Annotated in this window: 23 protein-coding genes and 1 pseudogene; 12 read left to right on the top strand and 12 right to left on the bottom strand. The window is 59.6% G+C overall.

All coding sequences use genetic code 11. From position 1 onward, the window contains the following. Nucleotides 1-76 precede the first annotated feature (76 nt). The 3 genes and pseudogenes from ACR0EF_RS03630 to ACR0EF_RS03620 form a co-directional block, all read left to right on the top strand. A pseudogene (locus tag ACR0EF_RS03630) lies at nt 77-979 on the top strand (NAD(P)-dependent oxidoreductase); the annotation flags it as partial. Nucleotides 980-982: 3 nt separating this feature from the next. Next, on the top strand, nt 983-1,864 hold the full coding sequence (locus tag ACR0EF_RS03625; RefSeq protein ID WP_170339814.1) for a DMT family transporter: 882 nt from the start codon (nt 983-985) through the stop codon (nt 1,862-1,864). Beyond that, nucleotides 1,861-2,724, top strand: coding sequence for a sugar kinase (locus tag ACR0EF_RS03620; protein ID WP_170371339.1), 864 nt, complete (start codon nt 1,861-1,863; stop codon nt 2,722-2,724). The genes ACR0EF_RS03625 and ACR0EF_RS03620 overlap by 4 nt, the downstream gene beginning before the upstream one ends. Here the strand turns inward: ACR0EF_RS03620 and ACR0EF_RS03615 are convergent. Together ACR0EF_RS03615 and uxaC are read right to left on the bottom strand one after the other, a co-directional pair. Then, complete coding sequence (locus ACR0EF_RS03615; protein ID WP_170371341.1) at nt 2,711-3,907, bottom strand: mannitol dehydrogenase family protein; 1,197 nt, start codon at nt 3,905-3,907, stop codon at nt 2,711-2,713. The genes ACR0EF_RS03620 and ACR0EF_RS03615 overlap by 14 nt on opposite strands. Next, a complete protein-coding gene (gene uxaC / locus ACR0EF_RS03610; RefSeq protein ID WP_170371342.1) occupies nt 3,908-5,251 on the bottom strand; it encodes a glucuronate isomerase in 1,344 nt (447 codons plus the stop codon). Nucleotides 5,252-5,374: 123 nt separating this feature from the next. On the opposite strand from uxaC, the gene ACR0EF_RS03605 reads away from it, so the two are divergent. From ACR0EF_RS03605 to ACR0EF_RS03575, 7 genes are all read left to right on the top strand, one after another. Then, nucleotides 5,375-6,391 carry a Gfo/Idh/MocA family protein gene (locus ACR0EF_RS03605; protein ID WP_170371344.1) on the top strand — a complete coding sequence of 339 codons (1,017 nt, stop codon included), beginning with the start codon at nt 5,375-5,377 and terminating at the stop codon, nt 6,389-6,391. Beyond that, entirely contained in the window at nt 6,388-7,389 is a 1,002-nt protein-coding gene (locus ACR0EF_RS03600; RefSeq protein ID WP_170371346.1) for a Gfo/Idh/MocA family protein, read from the top strand. Before ACR0EF_RS03605 ends, ACR0EF_RS03600 begins: the two co-directional genes overlap by 4 nt. After that, entirely contained in the window at nt 7,386-8,438 is a 1,053-nt protein-coding gene (locus tag ACR0EF_RS03595; RefSeq protein ID WP_170371348.1) for a Gfo/Idh/MocA family protein, read from the top strand. The genes ACR0EF_RS03600 and ACR0EF_RS03595 overlap by 4 nt, the downstream gene beginning before the upstream one ends. Beyond that, nucleotides 8,435-9,616, top strand: coding sequence for a mannonate dehydratase (uxuA, locus tag ACR0EF_RS03590; protein WP_170371350.1), 1,182 nt, complete (start codon nt 8,435-8,437; stop codon nt 9,614-9,616). The genes ACR0EF_RS03595 and uxuA overlap by 4 nt, the downstream gene beginning before the upstream one ends. Before the next feature lie 224 nt (nt 9,617-9,840). Next, the gene (locus ACR0EF_RS03585; protein ID WP_170371352.1) at nt 9,841-10,731 is read left to right on the top strand and encodes an NAD(P)-dependent oxidoreductase; all 891 of its coding nucleotides are present in this window, start codon (nt 9,841-9,843) and stop codon (nt 10,729-10,731) included. Nucleotides 10,732-10,742: 11 nt separating this feature from the next. Next, entirely contained in the window at nt 10,743-11,606 is an 864-nt protein-coding gene (locus ACR0EF_RS03580; RefSeq protein WP_170339835.1) for a sugar phosphate isomerase/epimerase family protein, read from the top strand. Nucleotides 11,607-11,717: 111 nt separating this feature from the next. Next, a complete protein-coding gene (locus tag ACR0EF_RS03575) occupies nt 11,718-12,137 on the top strand; it encodes a secondary thiamine-phosphate synthase enzyme YjbQ (protein ID WP_170339837.1) in 420 nt (139 codons plus the stop codon). 30 nt (nt 12,138-12,167) lie between these two features. Here ACR0EF_RS03575 and ACR0EF_RS03570 read toward each other — a convergent pair whose 3' ends face one another. The 8 genes from ACR0EF_RS03570 to ACR0EF_RS03535 all read right to left on the bottom strand — a co-directional run bounded on the left by ACR0EF_RS03570 (nt 12,168) and on the right by ACR0EF_RS03535 (nt 21,120). Next, nucleotides 12,168-12,938 carry an SDR family oxidoreductase gene (locus ACR0EF_RS03570; RefSeq protein ID WP_170371354.1) on the bottom strand — a complete coding sequence of 257 codons (771 nt, stop codon included), beginning with the start codon at nt 12,936-12,938 and terminating at the stop codon, nt 12,168-12,170. Further along, nucleotides 12,935-13,975, bottom strand: a complete 1,041-nt coding sequence (locus tag ACR0EF_RS03565; RefSeq protein ID WP_170371356.1) for a zinc-dependent alcohol dehydrogenase — start codon at nt 13,973-13,975, stop codon at nt 12,935-12,937. The genes ACR0EF_RS03570 and ACR0EF_RS03565 overlap by 4 nt, the downstream gene beginning before the upstream one ends. Beyond that, on the bottom strand, nt 13,972-15,072 hold the full coding sequence (locus ACR0EF_RS03560) for a mandelate racemase/muconate lactonizing enzyme family protein (protein WP_170371358.1): 1,101 nt from the start codon (nt 15,070-15,072) through the stop codon (nt 13,972-13,974). Before ACR0EF_RS03560 ends, ACR0EF_RS03565 begins: the two co-directional genes overlap by 4 nt. After that, the gene (locus tag ACR0EF_RS03555) at nt 15,069-16,067 is read right to left on the bottom strand and encodes an ABC transporter permease (protein WP_170357453.1); all 999 of its coding nucleotides are present in this window, start codon (nt 16,065-16,067) and stop codon (nt 15,069-15,071) included. The genes ACR0EF_RS03560 and ACR0EF_RS03555 overlap by 4 nt, the downstream gene beginning before the upstream one ends. Before the next feature lie 3 nt (nt 16,068-16,070). Beyond that, the gene (locus ACR0EF_RS03550; protein WP_170339851.1) at nt 16,071-17,048 is read right to left on the bottom strand and encodes an ABC transporter permease; all 978 of its coding nucleotides are present in this window, start codon (nt 17,046-17,048) and stop codon (nt 16,071-16,073) included. Then, nucleotides 17,033-18,568, bottom strand: coding sequence for a sugar ABC transporter ATP-binding protein (locus ACR0EF_RS03545; RefSeq protein WP_254437694.1), 1,536 nt, complete (start codon nt 18,566-18,568; stop codon nt 17,033-17,035). The genes ACR0EF_RS03550 and ACR0EF_RS03545 overlap by 16 nt, the downstream gene beginning before the upstream one ends. Before the next feature lie 67 nt (nt 18,569-18,635). Further along, entirely contained in the window at nt 18,636-19,610 is a 975-nt protein-coding gene (locus ACR0EF_RS03540; RefSeq protein WP_093961695.1) for an ABC transporter substrate-binding protein, read from the bottom strand. A gap of 55 nt (nt 19,611-19,665) precedes the next feature. Beyond that, a complete protein-coding gene (locus ACR0EF_RS03535; protein ID WP_480771315.1) occupies nt 19,666-21,120 on the bottom strand; it encodes an aldehyde dehydrogenase family protein in 1,455 nt (484 codons plus the stop codon). Between the two features lie 250 nt (nt 21,121-21,370). Between ACR0EF_RS03535 and ACR0EF_RS03530 the strand changes: the two genes are divergently transcribed. Together ACR0EF_RS03530 and ACR0EF_RS03525 are read left to right on the top strand one after the other, a co-directional pair. Further along, nucleotides 21,371-22,399: a LacI family DNA-binding transcriptional regulator gene (locus tag ACR0EF_RS03530; RefSeq protein ID WP_170339857.1), complete on the top strand. Its 1,029-nt coding sequence runs from the start codon at nt 21,371-21,373 to the stop codon at nt 22,397-22,399. Nucleotides 22,400-22,409: 10 nt separating this feature from the next. Further along, the gene (locus ACR0EF_RS03525; RefSeq protein WP_170339859.1) at nt 22,410-24,047 is read left to right on the top strand and encodes a GMC family oxidoreductase; all 1,638 of its coding nucleotides are present in this window, start codon (nt 22,410-22,412) and stop codon (nt 24,045-24,047) included. Nucleotides 24,048-24,195: 148 nt separating this feature from the next. Here ACR0EF_RS03525 and ACR0EF_RS03520 read toward each other — a convergent pair whose 3' ends face one another. Together ACR0EF_RS03520 and ACR0EF_RS03515 are read right to left on the bottom strand one after the other, a co-directional pair. Beyond that, nucleotides 24,196-24,507, bottom strand: a complete 312-nt coding sequence (locus ACR0EF_RS03520; protein ID WP_170371360.1) for a cupin domain-containing protein — start codon at nt 24,505-24,507, stop codon at nt 24,196-24,198. 35 nt (nt 24,508-24,542) lie between these two features. Next, nucleotides 24,543-25,223, bottom strand: a complete 681-nt coding sequence (locus ACR0EF_RS03515) for a GntR family transcriptional regulator (RefSeq protein ID WP_170368244.1) — start codon at nt 25,221-25,223, stop codon at nt 24,543-24,545. Nucleotides 25,224-25,357: the final 134 nt, after the last annotated feature.

The following is a 25,357-nucleotide window of genomic DNA, read 5'->3' as shown; positions in this document are numbered from 1 at the left end:
ATTCCCCGGGCAATATGAGCAATCAGACTGCAAATTCGCCCGCGACAGACACAAGAATGAAAACCAGACATATTCACGGAAAGGGAAACCAATGAGCAAACCATCAATCGGGTTTATCGGCCTGGGACTCATGGGCGGAGCCATGGTGAGCCGGCTGTTGGACCAGGGATACTCGGTCACAGTGTTGGGAAACCGCGACCGCACACATCTGGACGCCGCGATTGACCGGGGCGCCCGCGAGGCGCAAAACGCGCGGGAGTTGGCTCAGGCCAGCGACATCGTGATGCTGTGCATGGGAACGTCCGAGCAGGTCGAGGGCCGTATGCGCGGTGCTGATGGAGTGATCGCGGGACTGAAGCCCGGGGCGATCGTCATCGACTTTGGCACCTCGCTTCCGGGCAGTACACGCGCCCTGGCCGAGGAGGTTGCCGCAGCCGGCGGAAGCTACATTGACGCGCCACTTGGCCGGACGCCGTCGCATGCGCTGGAAGGCAAGCTCAACATCATGACGTCCGGCGACAAGGCTGCCTTCAACAAGGCCGAGCCGACACTGAAGGATCTGGGTGAAAACGTCTTTTACCTGGGCCCTGTCGGATCGGGACATACGATCAAGCTGATCAACAATTTCTTCGGCATGACGGTCGCGAACGCGATGGCCGAAGCCTTTGCCATGGCTGACATCACCGGCGTTGACCGCAAGCAGCTGTACGACGTTATGGCCGCAGGGCCGCTGCATTCCGGAATGATGGATTTCGTCAAAGCCTACGGTGTCGAGAATGATCCAAACCAGCTGGCCTTTGCCATCAAGAACGCCGCGAAAGACCTTGGGTATTATGATCGAATGGCACGCGAGGCCGGCGTTGCCAGCGTGATGTCACAGGGCGCACTTTCCGCGCTGAACGACGCGCGCGACCACGGTCAGGCGGATGACATGGTCAGCCAGATGGTTGACTACTACGTCAAACGTTTCAACACCTGATCTATGGCCGTCACCGCCAACCCCAACGCGGACCTGCCGCGCCTTGGCATCGTGCTGATGCTGACGGCGTGGCTGTTCTTTTCGCTGGTGGACCTAGGGGCCAAATGGTTGGCGTTGGCCGGCGTGCCGGCATTTCAGTTGGCGTTCATGCGTTATGCAGGGCACTTCGTGATCTCTGTGGGCGTGATCGCCAAGGGCGGGATTGAGGCCAACCGGTTCAAGACCGACCATCCATGGCAGGTCATTAGCCGGGCCTTGCTGCTGATCTCGGCGACTGTTTTCAACTTTTATGCCCTGCGGTTTTTGCCCCTGACCGTCGTGTCGGCAATCATGTTTTCCAGCCCGGTCATTGTGTGTTTTCTGTCCGTCTTTGTGTTGAAAGAAAGCGTGGGCCCATGGCGTTGGGCGGCCATCATCCTCGGTTTTCTGGGGGTGTTGGTTGTCGTGCGGCCGTTTGGTTCGGCCTTTCATCCGACCATGCTGTTGATCGTCTACAATGCCACCGCGTTGGCCTTGTACTCGATCATGACGCGCAGGCTGTCGGGGGTTGTTGCCGTAGACACCATGCAATTCTACCTCGGGCTTACCGGTACGGTGGTCCTGCTGCCGTTCGCCATCTGGTTTTGGATCCAACCGGAAAACACGTGGAGCATGATCGTCCTGATCAGTCTTGGCGTCTTTGGGTGGTGCGGGCATCAACTGCTGACGAACGCGCATCGGTTCGGAACGGCGAACCAGCTGATGCCATTTACCTATTCGTTCCTGATCTATGTTGCGATCTGGGGTTATCTGTTCTTTGACACGGTACCGGACGCATTCACGTTGGCAGGGGCTGCGCTGATCATGGCTGCCGGTCTAATCATCTGGAAAAGAGAAAAGAAATGACGCGAATTGCCTGCATCGGCGAAGCAATGATTGAATTGTCCATGCTGGAAACCGGCGCAAAGGTGGGCGTCGCGGGGGATACGCTGAACACGGCCATCTACATGCACCGCGCAGCGCCTGATCTGCAGGTGGAGTATGTGACATGTTTGGGCGACGACCCGTTCTCGGGGCGCATCGCGGACTTCATCGCCAGTCATGGCATCGGGACATCCGGCATCCGCATCATTCCGAACACCTCTCCGGGCCTGTACGCGATCACGACCTCTGCGGATGGGGAACGCAGCTTTACCTATTGGCGCAGTGAAGCGGCCGCCCGCCAGCTTTTTGCCAATCGCGATTTCAGCTCGTTGAACGGCTATGACGTGCTGTACTTGTCGGGGATTTCCGTGGCCATTCTTCCGCATTCGGTAAGGCTTGCGCTTCTGGACTGGCTCGACGGCGCTTCAGTCCGGTTGGTCTATGACAGCAACTTTCGTCCACGTCTTTGGGATAGCGTTGAACACGCCCGGCAGATCAACCAACGCCTTTGGCGGCGTGCGGACATCGCCCTGCCATCCATCGACGACGAGATGGCACTGTTCGGGGAAAGCGCCGAACAGGTGGCGGCGCGCTTTGCGGGTCATCACGGAATCGGCGCGTTGAAGCGCGGAGAGAATGGCCCCCTGTCCATTGGTCAGAGCATTGACCAAACCTATGAGCCTGCCAAAAACGTGCTGGATACGACCGCGGCAGGCGACAGTTTCAACGGTGGGTACCTCGCGGCGTTGCTGACTGGGAAATCACAGGCCGAAGCCCTGATGGCTGGACACAATCTGGCATCCACCGTTGTTCAGTTCCGCGGCGCGATCATTCCCGGATAAGCGGCGCGAGATCCTCGGCTCCGACAAGACGCAAAAGCGGCTTTAGCGGATCTGGCTGCTTGGCAGCCAAAGCGATTTCCGACGCGCAAGGATCGTTCAGCGCCCGACCTTTGGCGGTCTCGGACATGCAATAGGAGACCCAGGCCCGCATCCCCGCGATCACCGCCTGAGAGCCGGTCTCACGAAGTGTGGAAACAAATCGATAAGGCAGCTTCTGGCTTCCATCCATCGCGATTTGGTCCAGACGGTGCGCCAACTCGGGGTTTTCAAAGCGGCGCAACAGAGCCTCGGCATAGTCCGGAACCTGTGCTTGCACCGCAGCGGGCAGCGTTGCGCCCGCATCCTTCATCAACTCGGAAACCAGCGGGCGCAGAACCGGGTCTCGGACCGCTTCGTGGACGTAGGTCAGGTCCCGCTCCAACCCGGCATAAGCCAACAGGGAATGGGCCCCGTTCAACATGCGCAGCTTTCGAATCTCGTGCGGGGCCACGTCATCGACCAATTGCACGCCCGGCCAATCCGGATGCGGTCCGGCAAAATTGTCTTCGATCACCCACTCAGAGAACGCCTCGGTCGGAACGGCCATGGGATCGCCGCAGATTGCGCGTACAGCGTCCGTTGTGGCCGGGGTGATCCGGTCGACCATCGCGTTGGGAAAGCGAACGGCGTCCCAATTGACGTCCAGACCGGCTGCTTTCGCGAAATCGGAAACGGCCGTCTCGAGCGTTTTGCCATTTTCCATACGATTGTCGCAGCTTAGCACCGTCACAGGTTTGCGCCGTTCCGCAAGGCCAAAAGCCAAAAACCCGATCAGAGTCGCGGGCCCCTGCCCTGCCAGATCGGCGGCAATCGCCGGGTCCTGGAGGTTCAGCTTGCCCGCGGCATCAAGATGATAACCTTTCTCGGTCACGGTCGCCGAGATGATCTCGGCATCCGTCATCGCATCGAAAATCGCTGCACGACCCTCGGGCGCGACCAGAACGTCGCGAAGAGCTTTAATGCGCCGGACGCCCTGCCCCTGCACGCACAGATCGTACTCGAAACCCTGCCGGGCCAATCCATCCCGAACCGAGGATGAACGCAGGCTGACGCCGACAACGTCCCATCCGCCCGCTTGATCGGTGTAGTTCAGCAAATGCGCCCGGGCAAAGTTTCCGAGGCCGAAGTGAAGAATTGTACCCATCTAGCTTTGCAATCCATAAACCTGTTTCGCCAGATCGACCGCCAGCAACCGTGCAAGATGCTCGGCACTGTCCCGACCGAAGTAACCGCGCGCAACCTGCTCGGCCAAATGAATCGCCACGCCCCGCCTCCAGAGGTCGTGTCGTGCAGGAATGGACAGGAAAGCCCGCGTGTCGTCATTGAATCCGGCCAGATTGTAATATCCGGCCGTTTCAACGACCTGATCAAAATACCGCGCAATCCCGGCTGGACTGTCATGGAACCACCAGGGCGGCCCGATCCGAAGGCACGGCCAATGTCCCGCCATAGGGGCCAGTTCACGGGCATAGGTGCCTTCGTCCAATGTAAACAGAATGATGCGCAGTTCGTGCGAGTTTCCGACCCGGTTCAACAGCGCCTCAAGGCCCGTGACCCAATCCATCGCGATTGGAATGTCGGCCCCCTTGTCCCTTCCGAAATCCCGCAATAACGCGTGGTTCGTGTTGCGCTTGCTGCCTGCATGTATCTGCATGGTCAGACCATCATCGACAGACATCTGCGCCATTTCGATCAGCATATGCCCGTAGAAACGGCGGGCGTCCTGTTCGGTCCCTTCCCGCCGTCTCAGCCGCTGGTACAGCGCATCCGGGTCCTCCAGCCACTCGGTCTGTACGCGTTCGATACCGTGGTCGGTGGCGGTACAGCCCAGTTGGATGAAATAAGCTCGCCGCATCCGCAGTGCGTTGAGATAGCCATCATAGCTGTCCAGATCGCAGCCTGTCAGCTCGGCCAACTTGTTCAGGTTCTGCACGAACTCCGGGTCCGCCCCATCCAAGACCCCGTCCGGGCGGAACGTCGGAACAACCCGCCCGCCCCAACCGCTTGCACGGATCTCCTGATGCTGTGTGAGAGTGTCGAGAGCCGAATCCGTGGTGGCCAGCACCTCGATCCCGAACCTGTCGAACAAAGCCCTCGGGCGAAAATCGGGTTGCGCCAGCTTTTCCGCGATCTTGTCGTAGATCAGATCTGCGGTGCGCGAAGACAACTCTTCAGACACGCCCAGCGTTTCATGCAGCACGTAGTTCATCCAGATCCGGGAAGGCGTTCCCAGAAACAGATGCCAATGTTCGGCAAATGTGCGGAAAACGGCGCGAGGATCCTTCTTTCGCCCCTCTTCCCCAACGCCGAGTTCCGACAAGGGAACGCCCTGCGAATAGAGCATACGGAACACGTAATGGTCGGGAACCACCAACAGCTCTGCCGGGTTGGGAAACGGCGCATCGGTTGCAAACCACCCCGGATCGCAGTGTCCATGCGGAGATACGATCGGCAGGTCCTTGATGCCCAGGTACAGGTCTTCTGCCATCCCATTCAAATTGCCAGTCAATTCTGCCTCCGATACTGCTGCCCGCAATTGTTAACACAGTTTTTAATGGTTGCATCTTTCCCGTTCGAACCCGCAGACTGACCGGGTGACCCGGGGGATTGAATGAATATTGCGCTGATTGGTTTGGGGATGGTTTCCGGCACGCATGTCGCCGCCATTCGGGCATCGGATCAAGGCCTCGGTCTTGCCGGAGTCCTTGGGCGCAATCCCGACAAGGCAGCTGCGTTCGCGCGGCGAAACGAGACCCGCGCATTCGTCTCGGTCGAGGAAATCGCAAACGACCCGCAGGTCGACTTTGCGATCATCGCAACCCCACCCGATCAGCGCACAGAGTTGGTTCGGACTCTTTCGAGCGCGTCGAAACCGATCCTGATGGAAAAGCCTATCGAAAGAACGCTGGGCGCCGCGAAAGCCATTGTCGAGCAGTGCGAGGTGTCGGGCGTACCGCTGGGCATCGTTTTTCAGCACCGCGCACGCGCCGCCTCGCAGGCGCTGAAATCCGCCATTGAACAGGGTGAGCTGGGCGCGATCGCCACGGTCGAGATCCGTGTCCCCTGGTGGCGTGATCAGAGTTACTATGACGAGCCAGGGCGCGGCACTTACGCACGTGACGGAGGCGGCGCCATGATCTCGCAGGCGATCCACACGCTTGACCTTGCGATGTGGCTGCTGGGGCCGATCTCGAACATTCAGGCCGTGATGAGAAAAACTCCTCTACACGATCTCGAGGCTGAGGATTGGGCGGGTGCAGTCTTTGAAATGGACAACGGAGCGGTGGGAACGTTGATGGCAACTACCGCCGAATATCCCGGGTCTGCTGAGTCCATCACGATCCAAGGCACCCTAGCCAAAGCGCATCTGGAGTCAGGTGTCCTGACCGTGACCACTTTCGACGGCCGGGAATCCACGGTCGGCGAAACCGCCGCCACAGGCGGAGGGGCCGATCCCATGGCGTTCACGCATGCGTGGCACCAAGCGGTCATCGAGGACTTCGCCAAGGCAGTTTCCAGTGGAACGCAACCTATGGCCACAGGACGCAGTGCCCTTTTGACCCACGCCGTCATCGACGCGATGCAGATCGCCAATCGAACCGGCCAGAAAACACGAGTCATCTCATGAGCCTGACCTGCGTCGCCCTTGGCCTGGACCACCGCCATATCTATGGCATGACAGAAAACATGCGCAAAATCGGCGTAGACTGCGTTGGCTATTGGACACAGGGCGATCCGGAGACGCTGGCGGGCTACGTCAAAAGGTTTCCCGATATTCCGCGGCTGGCCCGACTGGAAGACGCCCTGACCTGCGGGGCGGATCTGGCGCTGATTTCAGCGATACCGGCAGATAGGGCCGCGTTGGCGGTCTGCGCGATGCAGAACGGCATGGATGTCATGAGCGACAAGCCGGGCTGCACGACGTTCGAGCAACTCGACCAGATCAAGCGAACGGTTGCGGACACCGGTCGGATCTGGTCGGTGAATTTTTCGGAGCGGTTCGAAACGCCCGTCAGCACCCGGGCCACCGAGTTGGTCGAGGCCGGTGCCATCGGGCGCGTGGTCCAGACGGTCGGACTTGGCCCGCACCGATTGAACCGGGTGACCCGGCCGGAATGGTTTTTTCAGCGCGACCGCTATGGCGGCATTCTGACCGACATAGCCTCGCATCAGATTGATCAGTTCCTGCATTACACAGGTTCGGAAACCGCTGAAATCACAAACGCTTATGTGACAAACTACGCAAACCCGAGCGATCCCGGATTGCAGGATTTCGGCGAGATCAATCTGCGCAGCGAGAATGGAACCGGGTACATCAGGGTTGACTGGTTCACCCCGGATGCCCTGCCAAACTGGGGGGATGGTCGTCTGACGATCCTGGGCACCGAAGGATACATCGAGTTGCGGAAATACGTCGACGTGGGGGGAGCCCCGGGAACAGATCATCTGATCCTCGTCAATGGTGAAACCTGCCAAAAGATCGACGCATCCGACGCCGGCCTTCCCTACTTTGCGCGCCTTGCCGATGACATTCACAACCGGACTGAAACCGCAATGACGCAGACGCACTGCTTTACAGTCATGGAACTGGCACTGCGCGCGCAGGAAATGGCGGAACGCAGATGATCAACGTTGCGATCCTTGGCGCTGGTATCGGTGCGCAACATCTGGACGCTCTGGAACGGCTTGACCGCACCTTCCGCGTAGCCGCCGTGGTCGACCAGAATACGGACCGGATCGAACAGATACGGCAGAACTCGGATTTTAGAGCACTGACCAACATTCAGGACGCTCTGGATGACCCGGCGATTGATGTCATCGACATCTGCCTGCCGCCGCATCTGCATGTACCAACCGCGCTTGCGGCACTGGCCGCAGGAAAACACGTTGTCTGCGAAAAGCCTCTTGCGACCTCGATGCAAGATGTGGATCGGATCACGGCAGCCACACGCAGCGCGGGCAAGCAGGTGTTTCCGGTGTTTCAATACCGGTGGGGGCCGTCACTGGCCCAACTGCGCCACCTGCAACGCGCAGGCCTGACCGGAGCGGTCCAAACTGCCGCGCTTGAGACCCATTGGTCCCGCGGGGCTGACTATTACGCAGTACCGTGGCGGGGAACATGGGCCGGTGAACGCGGCGGCGCAGTGCTGGGCCATGCCATCCACAACCATGATCTGCTGACTCATATTGCGGGTGATATCGCCTGGGTGTCTGCAATGGCCACAACGCGGGTCAACCCGATCGAGACCGAAGACTGCGCCGCGATCTGCTTTGGCATGACGTCCGGAGCCTTGTGCACAAGCAATATCACCTTGGGCGCAGCCACGGACGAAACCCGCCTGCGGTTCATCTTTGAAAAACTGACCGCCACCTCCGGCACGGAACCTTATGCCCCTGGTCAAACCCCCTGGGCATTCGTCGCGCGGGACCCGGCGGATCAAGCCGATATCGAGGAGGCTCTTGCAGCCTCCGCCGCCGAGCCAACGGGGTTCGAAGGGTTCTTTACCGAAGTCGGCAAGGCGCTACGGTCCGAGGCAAATTCAGCCGTTACCCTGAAGGATGGCGCTGCGTCCATCGGCCTTGTGACGGCGATTTATCACGCGGCGCGCACCGGGCAGCGCGTTGCCCTTCCCATCAGGCCCGATCACCCGCTGTATGAAGGATGGCTGCCATGAAACAATGTTGGCGTTGGTTCGGACCCGAGGATCCGATCGCTCTGGCCGATCTCCATCAGGTCGGGGTTCAGGGTATCGTCACCGCGCTGCATCACATCCCGCCGGGATTGCCCTGGGACGAACCGAGCATCGCCGATCGGCAGGCAGTTCTGGCTGCTGCCGGGTACAGTTGGGACGTTGTCGAAAGCCTGCCCGTCTCAGAGGCGATCAAGACCCAGTCGGCGGACATGGCCGAGCATCTGCAGGCGTACAAGTCCAGCCTCAGGGCCCTGTCCGCCCGTGGCATCAAAGTTGTTTGCTACAACTTCATGCCGATCCTGGATTGGACGCGCACCGCCCTTCGCGCCCTGCAGCCGCATGGCGGAACGGCCATGCTGTTCGACCTGACCGATTTTGCAGTTTTCGACATACATATTCTTGAACGTCCCGGCGCGTCCGAAGACTACTCCAACGCCGTTCAGCAAGCGGCCAAGGATCGCTTCATAGGCATGTCGGATGTCTCCAAGGCCCAGTTGCAGCACAATGTCACCGCGGGGCTGCCCGGCGCCAACGATCAGTGGAGCGTAGAGGACGTACGCGCCTTGCTGCAGACATATGCCGAGATAGACCGTGACCGACTGCGCGCAAACCTCATCGACTTCCTGTCTGAGGTCGCCCCGGTCGCCCAACAATTGGGGCTGCGCTTGTGCTGTCATCCCGATGATCCGCCCTTCTCGTTGCTCGGTCTTCCAAGGATCATGTCCAGTACCGAGGACTACGGCGCCGTACTGGATGCGGTTGATATGCCCGCGAACGGCGCAACCTTGTGTACCGGATCGCTGGGTGTTTCCCCTGAATTCGATGGGCCGGAGTTCGTGCGCCGGCATGGCGACCGGATTCACTTTGCCCATCTTCGGAATACCCGACGCATCGCGGGGTCGGACAGACAGAAGCCGGATTTCTATGAGGCTGCGCATCTGGAGGGCGACACCGACATGGTCGGAACCATTCGCGAGCTGATGGACGAACAACGCCGCCGCAAATCCCAAGGGCGAGACGACTGGCAAATTCCGATGCGACCCGACCACGGACAAGAGCTGCTGAGCGATCTGGGCGGACACAGCACTCCCGGCTATCCGCTGATCGGACGAATGCGCGGGTTGGCGGAATTGCGCGGCATCATGGCGGCGTTTTCCTGACACGTCGGATCAGGCAGTTTCTTTCCACCCGTATCACTTCTTTGCTTGCCTGAACGCCGCATTCTTCGTTTACTTACGGTACGTAATCGGGCAGCGGGGTGTCTTCCGGACTCGCCCGACGTCTGTTCACGACGCGTGAAACTCCCGCGAAAACCGATGCCTTGAGGCATCAATTTTCGAAAAGTCTGCCAGACGGCAAAGACGAAAGAACGGGAGGACTCCAAATGAAAACCGCAGGCGTAATCGGTCTTGGCGACATGGGCAGCGGCCTTGCCAAGAACCTGATCAAGAATGGCTTTGAAACCTCCGGTTTCGACCTGAGCGAGACGCGCATGACGACATTTTCCGACATGGGCGGCCTGGCCAAGGACAGCGTGGGACAGGTCGGCAGTCATGCCGCCAGCGTGTTCGTCATGGTGATGAACGGAGATCAGGCCCGCGATGTCATTCTGGGTGAAGACGGACTGGTTGCGAACATGGCCGAAGGCGGAACGGTCATCCTGTCGGCGACCATTACTCCGGCCGAAGCCCGCGCTATCGGACAAGACATGGAGGGTTCGGGCATCCACCTGATCGACACTCCGGTCTCGGGTGGGTTTCCCGGCGCGCAGAACGGCACATTGACGATGATGGCTGCCGGTGCTGCGGATGTGCTGGACCAAAACGCCGAAGTCATGCAGGCAGTGTCGGCAACCATTCACCGGGTTGGCGAAAACGCTGGCGACGGGCAAACCGTGAAAGCCTGCCTGCAATCCCTTATCGGATCTGTCTTTTCTGCCACATTCGAGGCTGCGGCCCTCGCGGCCAAAGCCGGTGTCAGCGGTCAGGCATTGCTGGATGTGTTCTCATCCTCCAGTGCTGGGTGCGGTGTCGTGAACACCGCCCTTGAAAACATCATTGATCGCAAGTTCGAAGCCACTGGCAGCCATATCGCAACCATGCACAAGGACCTGACGATCTCGCTGGCACTGGCCGGTGCGTTGGGCGTTCCAATGCATACCGCCTCGTCCGCAATGCAGATCTTTCACGCCGGAAAAACCAAATACCCAAACGGCGACAACTGGGTGTGTACCCGCGTCATCGAAGAGATCGTTGGCGCAGAATTGCATCGCTGAGGGGACCGGACATGAAACTAGGTGTGATTTGCGACGGCATTTCCCGCGATTTGCGGCATGCCGTGGACGTGATGGACGAATTCGGTCTGGACTATGCAGAGCTTCAGTTCGTAGGCGACACCGAGGTCGGGGACCATTCCCCGCAGGAAATTGCCGAAATCGACGCGCTCTTGCGCGACCGGGGCAAGCCTGTGTCCTGTCTGTCGCGCCATATCTTCGCGGGGATGACAGCTGCCAACAGGCCCGGTGACGACCTGCACACCCGACACATGGACGCGCTGAAACGCGTGATCGACATGGCGCATGTCGTGGGGTCTCCGCTGGTTCGGATCATGACCCAACGAAAAGAGCAGATACTCTGGGGAAAAAACGGCGCCGAGAAGTGGAACGTGGCGCATGGGGTATGGGACTCGATGCCGCCGCTGATCGCGCCGGCGGTTGAACTGGCCAGGGCTGAGGGCGTGACGCTTGTCGTGGAAACCGGAAACGGCACGCTGGTCAATTCCAACTATACCGCCCGCAAGCTGATTAACGAGTTGGATGCAAAGGATACGTTGAAAGTTCTTTGGGACCCCGGAAACAACTGCTGGTGCCATGAACTGGCATACCCGGACGGTTACGAAGAACTGCGCGGCGGCTATCTGGGGCACATTCACATCAAGGACGTAAAGGTCGACACGCCGAGGGCAACGCTGGAAGTGCGCCGCATGGGGGAAGGCCAGCTTGCGCCTCTGTTCCAACCCATCGCCGACGCGCTCAGATCCGACGGCTATGATGGCGTGATTTCCTTCGAAAGCGTTTATCATCCCGGCAACGGAAATTTCGAAGATGGGTTTCGTCTGTGCATAGACCGGTTCAAAAACCTGTTTGCATGAATGAAAGCTCTAGAGTTTTACAAATCAGATACTTAAGCCTGTAAGTTGAATGCCGAATGGGGTGCGGAAAGCTGGGCGCATTCCCGCAAGATCAAGGAAAGGATCTGATGGATGAAGCAAGAGTTTTTTGAGTTGTCCATTGAAACGCCCGGCAAATCCCTGACCGACATCAGCGGGATTGTTCAGCGTGCGGTTTCCGAACATGAGTTTGTCTCGGGCCTGCTTACCCTTTGGTGCGTCCACACCGGTGCCGCGCTGTTGGTGCAGGCCAATGCCGATCCCGAGGTGGTTAAGGATATCGAGAGGTTCTTCGAAGAACTGGTCCCCAAGTCACCAGGCAAGTATCACCACCGCCCGAGCGAAGACGACAACGCGCCATCGCACCTGCGGGCGCTGTTGACGCAAACGCAGGTGTCGATACCGGTCGAACAGGGACAGCTTCCGCTGGGCCGCGTTCAAAGCCTGTACCTGTTCGAACATCGCGAGGCACCAAAGACGCGGCGATTGAAGGTTCACTACATCGGGACTTGAGGCGTTGGCTCACATGGAGAGTTGACGGCGCTACCGCCCCATCCAACCCCCGTCGACAACAAGGATTTCACCGTTGACGTAGTCCGACGCTGCAGAAGCCAGAAAGACCACAGGTCCGGCAAAATCACCTGGCGTACCCCAACGGCCCTGGGGTGTTCGTTCCAGGATCGACTTCGACCGAACCGGATCGTCCTGCAGGGCTTGGGTGTTGTCGGTTGCGATGTAGCCGGGGGCGATTGCATTCACGTTCACACCCTGCCCGGCCCACTCATTGGAAAGGGCCTTCGTCAGCTGTCCGATACCACCTTTCGAGGCCGAATATCCGGGAACGGTGATGCCGCCCTGAAACGTCAGCAGCGATGCGGTGAAGATGATCTTGCCCGAGCCGCGCGCCAGCATGTCCTTGCCGATCTCACGGGACAGAACGAACTGCGAGGACAGGTTGACCTCAATCACTTCGTCCCACCAGTCGTCCGGGTGTTCGGCGGCTGGCTTGCGTTTGATCGTACCGGCATTGTTGACAAGGATATCAGGGGTTTGTCCGTCGGCCCTCAACTGATCAATGAACCCGTGCAGCGCGGAGCGGTCCGAGAAGTCGCATTGGTAAGCCCGGAAACTGCGCCCCATCGCCGTGACGGCTTTTTCGACCTCCGAGCCGGACAGCTCGAGCGAGGCCGACACTCCGATGATATCGGCTCCGGCCGATGCCAATGCCTCGGCCATGCCGCGCCCGATCCCGCGTTTGCACCCGGTCACAAGTGCCGTTTTTCCCGTCAGGTCGAAACTTTGCAAAACACTCATGAACGCGGTCCTACTTCAATCAGGCTTTTCATTGCGGTTGGGCTGCGATCCAGTGCTTCGAACGCGGCCTGAATGTCTGCCAGAGGGCTGACATCAGTGATCACGACATCCGCGTCCACTCCGCCCGAGGCGACAACTGCAATCGCCTTCTCGTAGTCCTCCGGCTCATAGACCCGAGCACCGATCAGTTGCAGCTCTCGCCAGAAGAATTGGAACAGGTCGATCTGGGGCTTTTGAGCATGGATCGCGACCATCACGATCCGGGCCCGCGTCGCGGCAACGGCGGTCATCGCATCAACACCGGGCTGCGTTCCTGACACCTCGAAAACCACATCCGCCCCTTTGTCGCCCGTGCGCGCGTTGATTGTGGACACCAGATCAGTCTCGGTTGGGTTGATCGTATCAAAGCCAAGTTTTTCTGCGATCGCCAGACGGTTCGGATTCACTTCGGAAATCACGACGTTTCCGCCCGCGTCCCGCGCAACCATGGCAACCAGGATGCCGATCGGGCCACCGCCGATGACGACGACGTCCTCGCCAGGCTGCAGTCCAGACAGCCGCACATCGTGGCAAGCAACGGCGACCGGCTCGATCAGCGCCGCGTGATCCATGCGCAAGTCATCCGGTAGAACGTGCAAGGTGTGGGCCGGAACGGTCCAGATCTCTTGCATGGCACCATCGGTATCGAGGCCGAGAAACTTGAGGTTCTGGCAGATATGCTGATGCCCCCGTTTGCAGGCCGGGCATTCGCCGCAGTGATCAAGCGGTCGGACCACGACCTTCTGGCCGGGTTTTACAGTATCGACGCCCGCGCCCACCGCTTCGACGACACCGGACATCTCGTGCCCGATTACCCGGTTCAGGCCGACACGGGCATCCATGTTGCCGTGGTAGACATGCATATCCGTCCCGCATATCCCGCAATACGCAACGCGAATGGCGGCCTCGCCAGCGCCCGGAGCCGTCGCCTGGGCCTGTTCCACGGCAAAGCTCTTGTTGCCCCTGTAGTACGCCGCAGAGATCGTCTGGGTCGTCATGTATGCATCTCCCTGTGTTCCGCTTTCAGTTTGTCCCAGTCGAATTCCACTCCGGTCCCCGGCGTATCCGGGGCCACGGCCAGGCAGTCTTCCACGACAAGCGGACGGGTCGTGTACTGGTCTATCGGGAATGAGTGTACTTCCAGCCAACCCGAATTGGGTTGCGCCGAAACAAGGCTGACGTGCAGCTCCTGCATACCATGGCTACAAACCGGAATGCCGTGCTGGGCGCTTAGCGCGGCCACGCGCAACCAGCCGGTAATGCCGCCACAGTTTGAGGCATCGGGCTGGATGAAACTCAGCTTGGCGTCATCGAAGGCATACTCGAATTCGTGAATCGTGTGCAGGTTTTCGCCCATGGCAAGGGGAACGCCCGTGGCTTCGGCAATTCGGCCATAGCCTTTGTAGTCGTCTGGAATTGTCGGCTCCTCGAACCACAGGATATTGCAGTCGGCGAACCCTCGGGCTGCCACGATGGCCTGCTCGACGCTCATGGAGTAATTCGCGTCGACCATGAAGAACCGGTCCGACCCCAGCATCTCGCGCACTGCCCGAGCTCGCGCCAGATCATCGGCAAGATCCGGTTGCCCAACCTTGATCTTGACCGCGTTGAACCCACGCGCAAGGTAGCCTTCGGTCTGGCGCAGCAGTTTCTCCAACGAGAAATTCAGGTCGATCCCGCCGGCGTAGGCCTTGCACCGTCTGGACGCTCCGCCCGCCATTTGCCACAGCGGTGCATTCTGCGCTCTGCCACGAATGTCCCAAAGGGCAATATCCACGGCCGAGATGGCGAACGAGGCTATCCCACCCCGTGCGACGTAGTGCACGTGCCACTGCATGGCATCGTAAAGGCTTTCGATCTGTTCCGCGTCTTGTCCTACAAGGAACGGTGCCAGATCATGCTGGATCATCGCCAAGATGGCATGACCGCCCTTGCCGCCCGTATAGGTATACCCAACCCCCTCGACCCCATCCGTCGTTTGAATGGTGACGGTGATCAATTGAAAGAACGTGTGATCCCCGTGTTTGGCATCGACCAGGACTTCGGCGAGCGGGACGTTGAACAGCCGCGCTGAAACACTTTCTATGCGATTCACGAACCCAAGACCTTCTGCTGCCTGGCAATAACCCGAGACTGTAAAAGGATGACCGCAAAAAGAAAGCCTCCACGTATGACCATCTGCCAATAGGCGCTGAAACTGATGGTGCCCTGACCGTTTTCAAAGTTCAGAACGTTGAACACCAGACCCAGCAAAAGCGCTCCGGCCACGGTTGCAGGGATCGACCCCATCCCACCTGTCAACAAGGTGCCGCCCACAACGACGGACGCGATGGCCGACAATTCCCATCCGATGCCCTCAAGGGGTTGTCCTGCTCCAAATCCCGAGGCCAGAAAGACGCCAGCCAGCCCGGCACAGCCACCCGAAAGCAGGTAGACGAAAGCCTTGGCGCGGTTCACCTTCAGACCCATGAGGTTCGAGGCATCCTCGCTGCCACCGATCGCCAAGACGGTCCGCCCGATGGTTGTTCTTTCCAGCACCAGCCAAAGTGCCAGCGTCAGTCCGGCCACGATGACGATTGCCCATGGAAACAGGCCGAACGCCTGCCCCATACCAAGCTTGGTGAAGTTCGACCCCCAATCGACCGAAATTGTCTGGGCGCCCGAAATCACCAATGCGCCGCCTTTTGCGGCCAGCATGGTGGCCAGCGTGGCGATGAAAGGCGGGATGCGAAGGACGATGATGCAAAAGGCGTTGATCGCTCCGAAACCAATCCCGGCAAGCACGGCCCCCGGCAGGGCAACCTGAATCCCGTATGGGCTGAGATAAGCCGCAACGACCGACGTAAAGGCCGCCACGGATCCAACCGACAGATCAATCCCGCCGGTCATGATCACGAAGCACATGCCCAGCGCAATCGCGATGAACATCGCGTTGTAGTTCAGGAAAGACGAGAAGTTGTAGGCGCTGCCAAAGTTGTCATAGCGCATCAGCCCGAACAGAATCAAAGCCAGCAGTGCGATCCACACCGTCACCGAGGCCGAATTGCGCCGAAGGTACTTTCGCAGGTCAAAAGCCGTTTCATCCAACATCGATCAAGCCCTCCGGAACTGCTGGACCCAAACGGCCAGGATTATGATGACGGCTTTGGCGATCAGTGCAACTTCGTCCTCTACCCCGTTGGCCAACAATGTATATTTGACCAACTGGATGATCACGGCACCCAGAATGGCGCCAAAGATCGGCGCCCGCCCGCCTTGCAAAAGAGCCCCGCCAACGACAGCGGCCGCGATGGCATCAAGCTCCATCAGATTGCCGTTGCGCGCGGCGTCCGAGGCCGAGTTGATCGCAACCACGATCAGACCGGCCAGGCCTGCAAGCACCGCGCAGATGACATAGGCCCCGATCTTGACCCGCCGGACGGGACCACCCGCCAGATAGGCCGCACGTTCATTGCCGCCGATCGCCAGCAGGTAGCGGCCCCAAGTGGTTCTGGTGATCACCCAAAACAGCACACAGGCAATCGCCAGCGCCAGCCACCCCTGGAACGGCAAGCCAAGCACCTTGCCGGTTCCAAGATAACTGAATGAAGGGTTGGAAAATGTCTGCAGGTTCCCGTTCGTCAAGACTTGGGCAATACCCCGACCAGAGATGAAGAGAATGAGCGTCGCAACGATGGGCTGCACGTTCAACACAGCAACCATCACGCCGTTGAATACCCCGCATAAACCCGCGACGAGCAGCGGCAGGACAATGGCCAAAGTGACGCCAAGCATCGGATTGGCGGCGCCCAGATCCGACAGAAAGATCAGTGGAGCCAGCGCCCCGGCCAAAGCCATGACCGCGCCAACCGACAGATCGATCCCACCCGTGGCGATGACCAGCGTCATGCCCATGGCCACGATGGCGATCGTGGCAACCTGACTGATATTCACGAACAGGGTCTGCAGCTGCAGGAAATTTGGGGTGAAAAACGCATTGAACACCAGCAGGGCGACCAACGCGGCGATGCCGCCATGAAAGCGAAAGGGCATCGATGCGACCCGTTGCGGCAACTTCATTGCGCGGTCCATGAACCAGTTCCTTCTTCATGATGCGCAAGCGCGCGCACCAGTATATTCTCGGTAATCCCGGGGTTGGTCAGTTCCTTGACCGAGCGCCCCTCGTGCATGACCACGATGCGGTCAGCGCCTTCCACCAGTTCTTCGAATTCCGAACTGATGAGGACAACGCCGAACCCCTTTTCGACATAAGACCGAATGAAAGATTGGATCTCTCGCTTGGCGCCGACATCCACGCCTCGGGTCGGCTCGTCGAGTATCAGGATGTCGGGCTGTGTCGCCAGCCAACGGGCAAGAAGCACCTTCTGCTGGTTGCCGCCGGACAACTCGCGAATGGGTTGGTCCATATGCGCCGCCTTGATGCCCAGGTCGTCGATGAAGGCCTGAACGATCTCGCGCTCGCGGGCAAAGTCGATCTGACCACGGCTGGCCAGTTTCGGCAGCAGGGCCAGCGTCATGTTCTCGCGCACGGACATGTCAGGAATGATCCCTTCGGCCTTGCGATCTTCGGTCAGAAAGCCGACCCCGTTTGCGATCGCGTCACCCGGTCCGGACGGTTGCCCGACCGCACCGTGCAGCCCGATTGCGCCGCTGCGGGCCCCGTCCACACCGAACAACGCGCGCGCAGCCTCTGTCCGGCCAGAGCCCAGAAGCCCGCCCAGCCCAACGATCTCCCCGCGGTGGAGCGTGAGGTCGAAATGCGTCAGTCGCGGGCCTGTCGAGACAGAGACAGCCCGCAAAACGATATCGCCTTTCTTGGCCTTGGCGCCGGCGAAGTCCGTAAGCCCGTCTGCCGCGATCTCGTCCTTGTTGCGGCCCAGCATGTCCGCGATCATTTCCAGTTTGGTCGTGTCCTGCACGTTGCGCGTGCTGACTGTGCGGCCGTCTCGCATCGTTGTAACCCGGTCGCAGATCTGGAACAGCTCATCGAGAAAATGCGAGACATACAGGACGGAAACGCCCTGTTTCTTTAACTCGCGCACCACACCGAACAGAACCTCGACCTCGCTGGCATCCAATGACGAGGTGGGTTCGTCCATGATCACCAGCTTTGCGTCCAATGACACAGCCCGCGCAATCGCAACCAATTGCTGGATCGCCGTCGAGAAATTTCCCAGCGGCTCGGTCACGTCGATATCTATGCCAAAGCGCGCAAGAACCTCGCGTGCGCGCCTGTTGCCTTCGCGCCAGTCGACCAGAAAGCCAAGACGTTTGGGCTCGTACCCCAAGATGATGTTCTCGGTCACTGACCGCAGCGGCACCAGGTTGAGCTCTTGATAGATCGTGGCAATTCCGGATTCCTGCGCTTCGCGCGGAGTGGAGATGCGGCTCGGCACACCCGCCAGATGCACGTCGCCGGCATCCCGGTCGTAAACTCCGGTCAGGACCTTGATCATCGTCGATTTGCCGGCACCGTTCTGACCGATCAGCGCATGAACCTCGCCCGGTGCGATCTCCAGGCTGGCCTGGCTGAGTGCCGGTACGCCGGCAAAGGACTTTTCAATTCCCGACATCGAGACGAGCGCATTCATGAGATGTCTTCCTCCGATTGCTTGCAGGCGGCGCCGACCACAGGCCAGCACCACCCACCAGGGAGAATCAATAGGCTTCGTCGATGTGATCGGCCGCGTTGTCCTTGGTAAAGATGCGATCTTCGACTTTCACCCATTCCGGGATCGTCTCGCCAGCCGCGTATTTCTTCATGACTTCACAGGCCAGAGGGCCGAAGAAAGGCGAGCTTTCGACCGTGACGCCCATCTTGCCGTCGATGATGGCTTGTAGCGCATCGCGTGTCCCGTCGATCGAAACGATGGTCACGTCCTCGCCGGGCTTGCGGCCCGCCAGCTCCAGAGCCTGGATCGCGCCGATCGCCATCTCGTCATTGTGGGCGTAGACCACGTTCACGTCGGGATGCGCCTGCAGCAGGGTTTCCATCACCTGACGACCCAGGTCGCGCGCAAAGTCCCCGGTCTGAGAGGCCACGATCTCAAAACGGTCATCCGCTGCAATCGCGTCGTCGAAGCCCTTTTTGCGGTCATTTGCAGGCGAGGACCCTGTCGTGCCTTCCAACTGGACGATGATGCCTTTGTCGCCCTCGAAATTCTCCATCAGCCATTGCGCGGCCCGGTTGCCCTGATCAATGAAGTCCGATCCAAGAAATGCCACGAAATGTTCGCCCGGCTTGGCGACGGCTGGATCAACCGAACGGTCCACCAGAAAGGTCGGAATGCCTGCGGCACGAGCCTTCATAACGGCCGGGATCAGCGGCTTTTCTTCCCGCGGGGGCAGGAACAGGACGTCGATGCCTTGCGCGATCATGCTGTCCACATCCGCAACCTGCTTGGCCGCAGATCCGGCGGCATCCGTCGCGATAAGATCCCAGCCGCAGGCCTCGGCCGTGTCATGGAACGATTTAGTCTCGGCAATGCGCCAGGGATTGTTCGACTCCATCTGCGCAAAGCCGACCTTGTAGCGATCTTTCTGCTCAAGCGGCGGCAGATCCTGCGCCATCGCCGTGGTGCCCAACAGCGCACCTGCGACAACCGTCGAGATCAAAAGAGTTCTGCGTTTCATGGTTATTCCTCCTCCATTGGTGCGGTCGCCTCCGTTTTAACCGCGAGTTTTCAGGTCATGCCCAATTCATGTAAGTCGTCTGTTTCCTCAGATAGCCATCGAAGCCATAGGCGCCGTCTTCGCCCCCAACCCCGGACAGCCCCCAACCAGTGTGAAACCCCTGCACGGCTTCGCCGTTCGAACGGTTCAGGTACAGTTCGCCGAACTTCAAACGGCTCGGGGCCTCCATCAATCGGCGGTGCGATGCCGTAAAGAGATAGGCGGACAGCCCGAATGACGTGTCATTCGCAAAGGCTATCGCCTGATCAAAATCATCGACTCGCATGGCTGTCGCCACGGGGCCAAAGACCTCCTCCTGCATCGCGGCATTGCCGTTGTCGGAGACCTCGAGAACGGTCGGGGACATCCAGTGCCCTTTGCCGTGCGCGCCGTCCGTCAAAGGCCCACCTTCGAGATGCACCGTGGCACCCTCTGCGATGCTGCGTTGGATGATTTCGGCGACCTTGGTCACTTCGACCTTGCTGACTTTGGGCCCCAGGTCGCAGTCCTCCATCGGATCCCCGATCGACAAAGCGCGGGCTTCTGACACGAATTTTTCCAAGAATTGATCTGCAATGCCGCGATGCAGATACATACGCTCGTTGCAGGTGCAGATCTGGCCGCAATTGGCAAACCGGGCGGCAATGGCGGCCGAAACGGCGGCGTCAACATCCGCATCCTCCATCACGATGAACGGAGCCTTGCCCCCAAGCTCGAGCCGGACAACCTTGATCCGGTCGGCCGCTGTGCGAAAAATCTCTTTCCCGGCGCGCGTGCTGCCGGTCATCGTGATCAGCGACGTATCGGGGTGTTCGACCAACCGCTGCCCAACCACCGGCCCTCTCCCCGTCAGAACATTCAGAACACCGGGCGGAAACCCGACCTTGTCCGCAAGCTCGGCAACCGCAAGACCGGAAAGCGGCGTGATTTCATGTCCCAACAAAACAACGGTGTTGCCCGCGACCAGCGCTGGCCCGATTTTCCTGGCCGCCAATGCCAAGGGATAGTTCCAGGCCGTCAGCGCGACGACAACGCCGTAGGGATGGCGCCGAATCTGGATTTCTTCGGACCTGTTGTCCGAGGCCACTATGTCACCCGAAATCCGCCGGGCCTCTTCAGCTGCATGGCAAAGAAAGGTAGCGGCGGCATCCACTTCACCTCGGGCCTGCGAGATCGGCTTGCCCTGCTCGGCTGTGATCAAAGCAGCCAGACGCGCGGCGTCGACCCGGGTGGCCTCGGCGAGCTTTCGGACCATTTGCGCCCGCTCGATCGCCGGGCGCGCAGACCACGCGCCAAAAGCCCTGCGGGCCGCCTCGACCGCCGCATCGGCATGCATGGCACCACCATCTGGAACCTGTGCTACGATTTCTTCATTTGCAGGGTTTTCGACATCGACCGCGTCCGCGTCAAAGTCGGCAAAGCGGCCATCGATGAACATCGAATGGCGAACGACTTGACCCAACTCCCCCACTACAGACCGCAATTTCGCCTCCCGCACTTGCTCGGCCAGACCACAATGGCGACCGCACCGCCGATCAAAACACTAATAATATTATTTCGTCAACACTAATATTAATTATCACCTACTAATATTAGTTGCGCACCCTCCGCATAGTCGATAAAAAGGATGCGAACAAAAAGGTTGAGCGATGAACGATCAAGCGAACAAAGCCGGGCAGCACAGGGGTGTAGGACGAGTCGCGGGCCGGCAGCGCGTGACGATGCACGACATTGCGCGCGTCGCCGGGTGTTCGCAGACGACAGTATCGCTGGTTCTCAACAAGAATGATTCCGTCAAGATCTCCGAGGATACCAAGCAACGGGTCCTGGATGCCGCCAACACGCTTGGATACGCCATGCCCTCTCAACTCAGGAAACCCCAGGACAGCGCGCGCCGGCCCGCGGCGCTGGACGGAACCATCGCTTTCGTCGTGGATGATCTGGCGTCGAGCCCCGAGATGGTGAACGCGTTCAACGGCGTGAAACAGGCCGTTCGGGACACCGGAAATCTTGTGTTGCTGGCCGAGACTCAAAACGACCCCGAGGTCGAGCCCAGAACGCTGAGGTATTTCCTCGACCAACAGGTTGCAGGCATCATCTACGCGACCGTTTTCACGCGGCGGGTGGTCGTGCCGGAGATCCTCAGGCAGACGGCCACCCCGGTTCTGCTGTTGAACTGCTTTTGCGACGACCTCTCTTTTCCTGCGGTGATCCCCGGCGAAGTCGCTGCCGGACATACGGCGACCAACGCCCTGATCAAGGCCGGGCACAAACGAATTGCCACCATCACCGGCGAGCCGTTCATGGAATGCGCCGCCGGGCGTACGACCGGGTACAGAAACGCCCTGGCTTCCGCCGACATCCCATTTGACGAGGATTTGGTCATCGAGGGCAACTGGCTGCCCAGCGCAGGCTACGCCGCCACGCGGGAATTGATGAACCTGCCCTCTCCGCCAACCGCCATTTTCTGCCAGAACGACCGCATGGCCATCGGCTGCTATGAGGCGCTCAAGGAACTTGGCCTGTCCATCCCCGAGGACATTTCAGTCATCGGATTTGACGATGACGAAACCGCGCGGCACCTGTCGCCGCCCCTGACTTCGATGATCCTTCCCACCCGGGCGATGGGACGCTGGGTCGTCGAACAGCTGTTCCACGGACCGACGGACGGTCAGCGGCACCCACTCGTGAAGCTTGAGTGCGAACTGGTCGAGCGCGACTCGATCAGCGAACCCAAACGCCGGACCTGAAGGCGAAATCATGACGGAAACCTTCGATCACATCGTCATCGGCGGCGGCTCGGCGGGCGCCGCGGCAGCAGCGCGGCTGGTCAACAAAGGCAAGTGCAGTGTTCTGGTGCTGGAGGCGGGGCATTCGCATCGCCATCCACTGCTGGACATGCCGCCGGGTATCTTCAAGATGATCAACGGGTCCAAGTTCATGACCTACCACCAGACCGAACCGCAGGACCACCTGGACGGCCGCGTGCATGACATTCCGCAGGCCAACGTTCTGGGCGGCGGGTCGTCGGTGAATGCGCAGGTCTATATGCGCGGTCGGCCTTCTGACTATGACGCATGGAACGACCTGCTGCGACAGACCAACGACGGGGTCGGCTGGGGATGGGACGATGTGCTGCCTTATTTCCGCAGGATGGAAGGCAACAACAGGCTGCACAACGACCTGCACGGCAGCGACGGTCCGGTCCAGGTCTCGGATCCGGGGCATATCGACGACATGTCCCGTTGGTTCGTTCAGTCTGTGCAGGCCCTTGGCGAACCATTCAACACGGACTTCAACGGCGCAAGCCAGCGCGGCGTCGGGTTCTATCAGTTCACCAATCGCGCCGGAAAGCGCAGCTCGTCAGCTTACGCTTTCCTCGCTCCTCTCGAGACGGACCCGAATTTGACCATCCGGCTGGGCGCAAAAGTCAGCAAAATCATCATCGAAAACGACCGGGCCGTCGGCGTGCAGTATCGAGACAAACGCGGGTCCCACACCGTCCGATGTGATGGTGAGGTTGTGCTTGCGGCTGGTGCCCTGGTCACGCCGAAAATTCTAATGCTGTCGGGTATCGGACCGGATGCACATCTTGCTGAACACGATATTCCCGTGGTCTGCCCATTGCCCGGGGTCGGCCAAAACCTGATCGACCACCCCGAAGTTCCGATCACCGCCTTTGCCAACGGCCCTTACGGATATTTCAAACAAGGTGAGGGCTGGCGGATGCTGCGCAACGGTATTCAGTTCAAGCTGTTCGGCAGCGGCCCGGTGACTTCGGCCGGGGTCGAAGCCGGCGCGTTCGTCAATCCGTCGAACCCTGATGGAGAACCAACCATTCAGGCCTTTTGCGTTCCCATCGTCTATCTGGATCGCGACGCGCTTGACGAGGTGCAGGATGACTTTGGCCTGACCGTTACGACCGTCGTAGTCAAACCGAAATCACGCGGAGAGGTTCGGCTTCGCTCGGCAGACCCCGACGCCATGCCAGTAGTTTCGCCCAACCTTCTTAAGAATGAAGACGATATGCAGGAGATGATCCGGGGGCAGAGTTTCTTTCGTCGAGCATTCACCTCGGGCCCGCTTGCGCAAAGGATCCGCGAAATTGTCATTCCGACAGCGGACGACGACCAGACGCTGCGAGCACACTGCAAACGGTTCGTGAAAACCAACTATCACCCGGCGGGCACTGCCAGAATGGGCCGTGACGGTGATGGAATGGCCGTGCTGGACCCCAGAATGCGCGTGCGCGGGGTCGAGAGCTTGCGGGTGTGCGACATGTCCGCCGTGCCGGACATCAACGCCGGCAACACAAACGCACCTGCGATGATGCTGGGCGAACGATGCGCCGACCTGATCCTTGGCATTGGATCAGCACGTGAGGACCGCAATTCCTAGCCCAAGCTGCGGGGCCGCTGTCGGTTGATCCGATTTCCGGCGCAATGATATGCCCCCTGCCCGACCCGTTTCGCCGAAAAACAGGTTAACCGGCCTCATGGGGTCAAGGTAATCGCGGGCCACGGCAAGCGCGTTCGCGGAATGCGCCTTACAGAAAGTCGTCCCGCCTGGGCGTGAAACAGTCGATCAACTCTCCGGCCGCCAGGCAAACACAACCATGGCTAACGCCGGACGGAATGATCAGGCTGTCGCCAGGCCCCAGCTCTCGCTCCTGATCTCCGATAACGAAATTGAACCGCCCGGACCGCACAAATGTCGACTGCACATGCGGGTGGTCGTGCAGTGCGCCTTCGGCACCTTTCTCAAAGCGGAAAGACACCATCATGAGGTCTTCGTGATCTGCCAAAACCTGGCGCGTGACGCCCGGGGCGGGCGACACAATCGGATAGTTATTGGTCATGATGCACTGTCCTCGGTCAGGTGGCGGCGTTCATTTCACTCGAAATACTCGGCATGTTTCGCGTGAACCTCTTCGATGGTCTTGTCGATACGGCCCAGATGACGGCGAATGGTTTCGCTCGCCTTCGCCTCGTCGCGGTCTGCAAGCGCCTTGGCCAGTGCCACATGATCCCGAACCAGAGTCTCGGCCTCGCTCTCGCGTCCAAGGCTCAGAACGCACAGGCGGTCGATCTTTCTTTTGCATTCCTGAATCGTGTCGAAGGCCAGCGGGTTGCCGCTCAACTCGCAAATCAACCGGTGAAAGTCGTAATCGAGTTGATGAAACTCTTCGGCATCGTTCCTTGAAACCACGTCTTTCTGCCGCTTGAGATTGTCTTCCAGCAGCTTCGAGTATTCGGGCTTCCAAACCTGGCACGCAGCGCGCACCACCTCCAACTCGACGGCCAGGCGAACAAAGCGTGCATGACCGATCCGTTCCATTGAAAAGCTACGGACCCGAGTGGCTTTCTGAGGACGGATCAGCAGCAAATCCTGCGCCTCGAGCCTGTTGAAAGCATCGCGGACCGGCTGCCTGGACACCTCAAACTTCTTTGCGATGTCTGCTTCGGACAGTTTCGTCCCCGGCAGGATTTCAAGCGAAACTATCGCCTCGTACAGGCTCTCATAAACGATGTCGGTGGTTGTGCGCCGCTCGATTTTGTCCGTAATACTTTGCATTTCCTGCCTTTTTCTGCGCGTGACCAACTCGGGTGGTTTTCCGTGGCTCGAGACCCCTCCCTCGATACTCCTCAATGTAACTCCAGCCAATTGATTTGGCACGCGCCGTGCGATGCCCTTTGCGATCCTCAAAC

The organism is Ruegeria sp. CG8, from assembly GCF_056537165.1.
The sequence above is the reverse complement of the archived record's forward strand: the minus strand, read 5'-3'. Positions and strand labels throughout refer to the sequence as shown.

Excerpts from the sequence above, each read along its gene's own strand:
- ACR0EF_RS03545 (WP_254437694.1), bottom strand. The coding sequence starts at position 18,568 with ATGAATGCGCTCGTCTCGATGTCGGGAATTGAAAAGTCCTTTGCCGGC.
- ACR0EF_RS03565 (WP_170371356.1), bottom strand. The coding sequence starts at position 13,975 with ATGACGACCCAGACGATCTCTGCGGCGTACTACAGGGGCAACAAGAGC.
- ACR0EF_RS03580 (WP_170339835.1), top strand. The coding sequence starts at position 10,743 with ATGAAACTAGGTGTGATTTGCGACGGCATTTCCCGCGATTTGCGGCAT.
- ACR0EF_RS03515 (WP_170368244.1), bottom strand. The coding sequence starts at position 25,223 with ATGCAAAGTATTACGGACAAAATCGAGCGGCGCACAACCACCGACATC.
- ACR0EF_RS03525 (WP_170339859.1), top strand. The coding sequence starts at position 22,410 with ATGACGGAAACCTTCGATCACATCGTCATCGGCGGCGGCTCGGCGGGC.
- ACR0EF_RS03520 (WP_170371360.1), bottom strand. The coding sequence starts at position 24,507 with ATGACCAATAACTATCCGATTGTGTCGCCCGCCCCGGGCGTCACGCGC.
- ACR0EF_RS03620 (WP_170371339.1), top strand. The coding sequence starts at position 1,861 with ATGACGCGAATTGCCTGCATCGGCGAAGCAATGATTGAATTGTCCATG.
- ACR0EF_RS03575 (WP_170339837.1), top strand. The coding sequence starts at position 11,718 with ATGAAGCAAGAGTTTTTTGAGTTGTCCATTGAAACGCCCGGCAAATCC.
- ACR0EF_RS03585 (WP_170371352.1), top strand. The coding sequence starts at position 9,841 with ATGAAAACCGCAGGCGTAATCGGTCTTGGCGACATGGGCAGCGGCCTT.
- ACR0EF_RS03595 (WP_170371348.1), top strand. The coding sequence starts at position 7,386 with ATGATCAACGTTGCGATCCTTGGCGCTGGTATCGGTGCGCAACATCTG.
- ACR0EF_RS03615 (WP_170371341.1), bottom strand. The coding sequence starts at position 3,907 with ATGGGTACAATTCTTCACTTCGGCCTCGGAAACTTTGCCCGGGCGCAT.
- uxuA (WP_170371350.1), top strand. The coding sequence starts at position 8,435 with ATGAAACAATGTTGGCGTTGGTTCGGACCCGAGGATCCGATCGCTCTG.
- ACR0EF_RS03625 (WP_170339814.1), top strand. The coding sequence starts at position 983 with ATGGCCGTCACCGCCAACCCCAACGCGGACCTGCCGCGCCTTGGCATC.
- ACR0EF_RS03550 (WP_170339851.1), bottom strand. The coding sequence starts at position 17,048 with ATGGACCGCGCAATGAAGTTGCCGCAACGGGTCGCATCGATGCCCTTT.
- uxaC (WP_170371342.1), bottom strand. The coding sequence starts at position 5,251 with ATGGCAGAAGACCTGTACCTGGGCATCAAGGACCTGCCGATCGTATCT.
- ACR0EF_RS03570 (WP_170371354.1), bottom strand. The coding sequence starts at position 12,938 with ATGAGTGTTTTGCAAAGTTTCGACCTGACGGGAAAAACGGCACTTGTG.
- ACR0EF_RS03530 (WP_170339857.1), top strand. The coding sequence starts at position 21,371 with ATGCACGACATTGCGCGCGTCGCCGGGTGTTCGCAGACGACAGTATCG.
- ACR0EF_RS03600 (WP_170371346.1), top strand. The coding sequence starts at position 6,388 with ATGAGCCTGACCTGCGTCGCCCTTGGCCTGGACCACCGCCATATCTAT.
- ACR0EF_RS03605 (WP_170371344.1), top strand. The coding sequence starts at position 5,375 with ATGAATATTGCGCTGATTGGTTTGGGGATGGTTTCCGGCACGCATGTC.
- ACR0EF_RS03540 (WP_093961695.1), bottom strand. The coding sequence starts at position 19,610 with ATGAAACGCAGAACTCTTTTGATCTCGACGGTTGTCGCAGGTGCGCTG.
- ACR0EF_RS03555 (WP_170357453.1), bottom strand. The coding sequence starts at position 16,067 with ATGTTGGATGAAACGGCTTTTGACCTGCGAAAGTACCTTCGGCGCAAT.